Consider the following 4,616-nt stretch of genomic DNA (forward strand, 5'->3'; position numbering starts at 1 on the left):
GGTCGAGCCCGTCGCGGCGATGCGGCCGTCGACCTCGAGCCGCACGGCCCGGTTGTCGATGGTGCCCGCGCGGTCGAGCGGCGTCCAGGGGCCGATCGCGTAGGCCGCGGCGGAGGCGTTGTCGGCCACCACGTCGGCGAGGCTGAAGCGGAAGTCGCGGTACCGGGAGTCGATGATCTCCAGGGCGGGGGCGACCGCGGCCACCAGTTCCGACAGCGGCCGGTCGACCGCGGATGCGTCGAGGTCGGCGCGCAGGAGGTAGGCGACCTCGGGCTCGATGCGCGGGTGGATGGCGGACCGCCGCGCGAACACGCCGTCGTCGTCCAGGCGCATGGCATCGGTCAGGGTGCCCAGGATCACGTCGTGCACACCCATCTGCTGCGCCTTGGCCCGGCTGGTGAACCCGAGCTTGACCCCGGTGATGTGCTCGCCGCGGGCGACCCGTCGGGCGATGAGGGCGTGCTGCGTGGCGTAGGCCGTGGCGAGGTCGACCTCCTCCGTGGGCGACAGCTGGTTGATGGGCGCGGCCGTGCGCTGGGCGGTGTCGAGGGCGGCGGCGTAGACCGCGTCGGTGCTCATGAGGCCGCCCTCGCGGAACGCGCGGCGACCAGGTCGAGCGCGACATCGACGATCATGTCCTCCTGGCCGCCCACCATGCGCCGTCGTCCGAGCTCGACCAGGATGTCCCGCGCGTCGAGGTCGTGCTTCGCGGCCGCGCGCTCGGCGTGCAGCAGGAAGCTGGAGTACACGCCCGCGTAGCCGAGGGTGAGCGTCTCGCGGTCGACGCGCACCGGACGGCGCTGCAGCGGACGCACGAGCTGCTCCGCGGCGTCCTGCAGGGCGAACAGGTCGCAGCCGTGCTCCCACCCGAGCAGATCCGCGACGGCGACGAATGCCTCGACGGGGCAGTTGCCCGCTCCGGCGCCCTGGCCCGCGAGCGAGGCATCGACGCGGTATGCGCCGTGCTCGACGGCGGTCACGCTGTTGGCGACGCTCAGCGAGAGGTTCTCGTGCGCGTGGATGCCGATCTGCGTCGCGGGGTCGAGCACGTCGCGATAGGCGTCCACGCGCGCGGCGACATCGTGCATCGTGAGGCGTCCGCCGGAGTCGGTCACGTACACGCAGTGCGCTCCCGCGTCCTGCATGATCCGCGCCTGCTCGGCGAGCCCGCGCGGATCGTTCAGGTGGCTCATCATCAGGAACCCCGACACGTCCATGCCGTGCTCGCGCGCCCACGTGATGTGCTGGATCGCGACGTCGGCCTCGGTGCAGTGGGTGGCGACCCGCACGCTCGCGACGCCGAGGTCGCGGGCGCGGGCGAGGTCGTCGATCGTGCCGATGCCGGGCAGGATCAGGGTCGTCAGCACCGCCCGGTCCAGGACCTCGGCGGCGGCCGCGATCCACTGCCAATCGGTGTGGGCGCCGTGCCCGTAGGCGACGCTGGATCCGCCCAGACCGTCGCCGTGCGCGACCTCGATCGCATCCACGCCCGCCGCTTCCAGGGCCCGGGCGATGTCGCGAACCTGGTCGGTCGTGTAACCGTGGCCGATGGCGTGCATGCCGTCGCGCAGCGTCACGTGCTGCACGTACACGCGCGGAGTCGAGCCGGTCATGCGGGAACCCCCGTCCGTCGGGCGACGAGTCGCTCGGCGGTGCGCAGGGCGGCCGAGGTCATGATGTCGAGATTGCCCGCGTACTCCGGAAGGTAGTGCCCGGCGCCGGTCACCTCCAGCAGCACGGTCACACGCGTGCCGCGGAACGCCCGGTCGAGCGCGGGGACGTACCCCTCGTCGACCGCGTCGAACTGCACGTCCTGCGCGAGCCGGTAGCCGCCCACGTACCCCTGCACCGCGGCGACCATGTCGGTCACCGAGGTGCGGACGGCGTCGCGGTCGAGCGTGGCGGGGTCGCCCTCGACCAGGCAGTACACGGTGTCGCGCATGATGAGCGGGGGGTCGGCGGGGTTCAGCACGATGATGGCCTTGCCGCGCTCGGCGCCCCCGATCACCTCCAGCGCGCGGGCCGTGGTCTCGGTGAACTCGTCGATGTTCGCGCGGGTGCCGGGTCCTGCGGACTTCGAGGCGATCGAGGCGACGATCTCGGCGTATGCGACCGGGGCCACGCGCGACACGGCGGCCACCATGGGCACGGTCGCCTGCCCGCCGCACGTGACCATGTTCACGTTGGTGGCGCCCGCGTGCGCGTCGAGGTTCACCACGGGCACCACGTAGGGGCCGATCGCGGCGGGGGTGAGGTCGACCATGAGCCGTCCGGCGTTGCGCACGAGGGCGTCGTTGCGGGAGTGCGCGCCGGCCGAGGTCGCGTCGAACACCAGCTCGACATCGGCGAACTCGGGCAGGGCGAGCAGCCCGTCCACCCCCTCGTGCGTGGTGGCGACACCCAGGCGGCGGGCGCGCGCGAGGCCGTCCGAGTGCTCGTCGATCCCGGCCATCGCCACCACGTGCAGCGTGGTCGACAGCCGCTTCACCTTGATGAGCAGGTCCGTGCCGATGTTGCCGGAGCCGATGATGGCGATTCCCGTGGTCATGCCGCCGCCCCTTCCGTCGCCGTGCCGGAGGCCGTGCCGTGGAAGTCGGCGCGCACCTCTCCGAGTCCGTCGAGCCGGGCGCGGAACACGCCGGCCGTCGCGTCGACCATGGGCCCGAGCGCCCCGGACAGGATCACCTCGCCCGCGCGCAGCGGCTGTCCGCGCCGGGCGACCTCGCGCGCCAGCCAGGCCACCGCGATCACGGGGCTGCCCAGGCACGCGGCGCCGCTGCCGGTCGAGACGGGGCGCCCGTCGCGGTCGAGCGTCATGCCGAGCGCGGTCAGATCCAAGCCGTCGAGCCGGCGGGGGGTCGTGCCCAGCACGACCGCGCCGCTGGAGGCGTTGTCGGCGATGGTGTCGGTGAGGCGGATGTCCCATCCCGCCACCCGGGAGTCCACGACCTCGATCGCGGGCAGCACGAACTCCGTCGCCCGCAGCACGTCGGCGACGGTCGTGGTGGGGGAGTCGAGGTCGCGCCCGAGCACGAACGCCACCTCGGCCTCGGCGCGCGGCTGCAGGAAGCGCCCGAGGTCGAGCGGCTCCCGGTCGGCGTGGATCATGTCGTCGAGCAGCACGCCGTAGTCGGGGCTGTCCACGCCGAGCTGCGCCTGCACGACCGGCGAGGTGAGGCCGATCTTGCGCCCCACGATGCGCCGGCCCCCGTCCACGCGACGGGCGATGCCGAGCGACTGCACGGCGTACGCGGCGTCCTGGTCGGTGTCGCCGAGCAGGTCGCGCACCGGTGCGCACGGGCGACCGGTCTCGGCCGCCCGCCGCAGCCGTTCGTCGGCGGCCCGCACGGCCTCGGTGTCGAGGAGCCCGGTCACAGCTGCACGCACACGTTCGTCGGCTCGGTGTAGAACTCGAGCGAGTGGTGGCCGCCCTCGCGACCGATGCCGGAGAGCCCCACGCCGCCGAACGGGCTGCGCAGGTCGCGCAGGTACCAGGTGTTGACCCACGACATGCCGGTGCGCATCTGCTGGGCGACGCGGTGACCGCGGGTGAGATCGGTGGTCCAGGTGACGGCGGCGAGCCCGTAGTCGGTGTCGTTCGCGAGCCGGATCGCCTCCTCCTCGCTGTCGAACGGGATGAGGGCGGCGACCGGGCCGAACACCTCCTCGCGCACGGTGCGGTGGCTGTTGTCGAGCCCGGTCCACAGCGTCGGCTCGATCCAGGAGCCGCCGTCGAGTCCGTCGCCGAGGGTCGGCACCCCGCCACCCGCGAGCACCGTGGCGCCCTCCGACACCGCGAGGTCGAAGTACGACTGCACCTTCTGCCGGTGCGCCTGCGAGATCAGCGGGCCCGTGGTGGTCGCGGGGTCCTCCGGCCGACCGAGGCGCAGCCGCCCCGCGTGCTCGGCGAGCCCGGCCGCCACGTCGTCGAACACCGACCGCTCGACGTAGATGCGCTCGGTGCACAGGCACACCTGGCCCGTGTTGAGGTAGGTGCTGCGGGCGAGCCCGGCCACCGCGGCGTCGAGGTCGGCATCGGCGAACACGAGCGCGGCGTTCTTGCCCCCGAGCTCGAACGACACCGGACGCACGCGCGGTGCGACGGCCCGCATGATCGCGGAGCCCGTGGAGGACTCGCCCGTGAAGGTCACACCGTCGATGCCGGGGTGCTTCGTGAGGGCCTCGCCCGCGGAACCCGCGCCGAAGCCGTGCACCACGTTCACCACCCCGGCCGGCACCCCCGCCTCCGCGAGGATCTCGGCGAGCAGCGTGGCCGACGACGGCGTCTCCTCGGACGGCTTGATCACCACGGTGTTGCCGGTGGCGAGAGCCGGCGCGAGCTTCCACGTGAGCAGCAGCAGCGGCAGGTTCCACGGCACGATCACCGCGACCACGCCGAGGGGCTTGCGCACCGCGTAGTTGAGGGCGCGGCGGCCGTCGGGCAGTTCGGTGAGGAACGAGTCGAGCCCGGTGGCGGAGACCGTGTCGGCGAAGGAGCGGAAGTTCGCGGCGGCCCTGGCCACGTCGAGGTCGCGGGCGAGGGACTCGGGCTTGCCGGTGTCGCCGACCTCGGCGGCCACGAGCTCGTCGGCGCGGCGGTCGATCGCGTCGGCGAC

General features: G+C 73.3%; 5 protein-coding genes. All 5 read right to left on the bottom strand.

Going from position 1 to position 4,616, the window contains the following annotated elements:
• Nucleotides 1–579, bottom strand: a 579-nt coding sequence (locus DW309_RS07630; RefSeq protein WP_136045036.1) for a 2-keto-4-pentenoate hydratase, incomplete at its 3' end; no start/stop codon positions are given.
• Nucleotides 576–1,613 carry a 4-hydroxy-2-oxovalerate aldolase gene (gene dmpG, locus DW309_RS07635; RefSeq protein WP_136045037.1) on the bottom strand — a complete coding sequence of 346 codons (1,038 nt, stop codon included), beginning with the start codon at nucleotides 1,611–1,613 and terminating at the stop codon, nucleotides 576–578. The genes DW309_RS07630 and dmpG, both read right to left, overlap by 4 nt.
• The gene (locus DW309_RS07640; protein WP_136045038.1) at nucleotides 1,610–2,548 is read right to left on the bottom strand and encodes an acetaldehyde dehydrogenase (acetylating); all 939 of its coding nucleotides are present in this window, start codon (nucleotides 2,546–2,548) and stop codon (nucleotides 1,610–1,612) included. The genes dmpG and DW309_RS07640 overlap by 4 nt, the downstream gene beginning before the upstream one ends.
• Nucleotides 2,545–3,375: a 2-keto-4-pentenoate hydratase gene (locus DW309_RS07645; RefSeq protein ID WP_168387220.1), complete on the bottom strand. Its 831-nt coding sequence runs from the start codon at nucleotides 3,373–3,375 to the stop codon at nucleotides 2,545–2,547. The genes DW309_RS07640 and DW309_RS07645 overlap by 4 nt, the downstream gene beginning before the upstream one ends.
• Nucleotides 3,372–4,616: 2-hydroxymuconic semialdehyde dehydrogenase (locus DW309_RS07650; protein WP_136045040.1), on the bottom strand; the 1,245-nt coding region annotated here is incomplete at its 5' end. The genes DW309_RS07650 and DW309_RS07645, both read right to left, overlap by 4 nt.

This window comes from Microbacterium sp. K41 (assembly GCF_004794395.1).
Classification (GTDB): domain Bacteria; phylum Actinomycetota; class Actinomycetes; order Actinomycetales; family Microbacteriaceae; genus Microbacterium; species Microbacterium sufflavum.

What these genes read in the sequence shown, in the direction of transcription:
- DW309_RS07640 (WP_136045038.1), bottom strand. Translation starts at nt 2,548, where the DNA reads ATGACCACGGGAATCGCCATCATCGGCTCCGGCAACATCGGCACGGAC.
- dmpG (WP_136045037.1), bottom strand. Translation starts at nt 1,613, where the DNA reads ATGACCGGCTCGACTCCGCGCGTGTACGTGCAGCACGTGACGCTGCGC.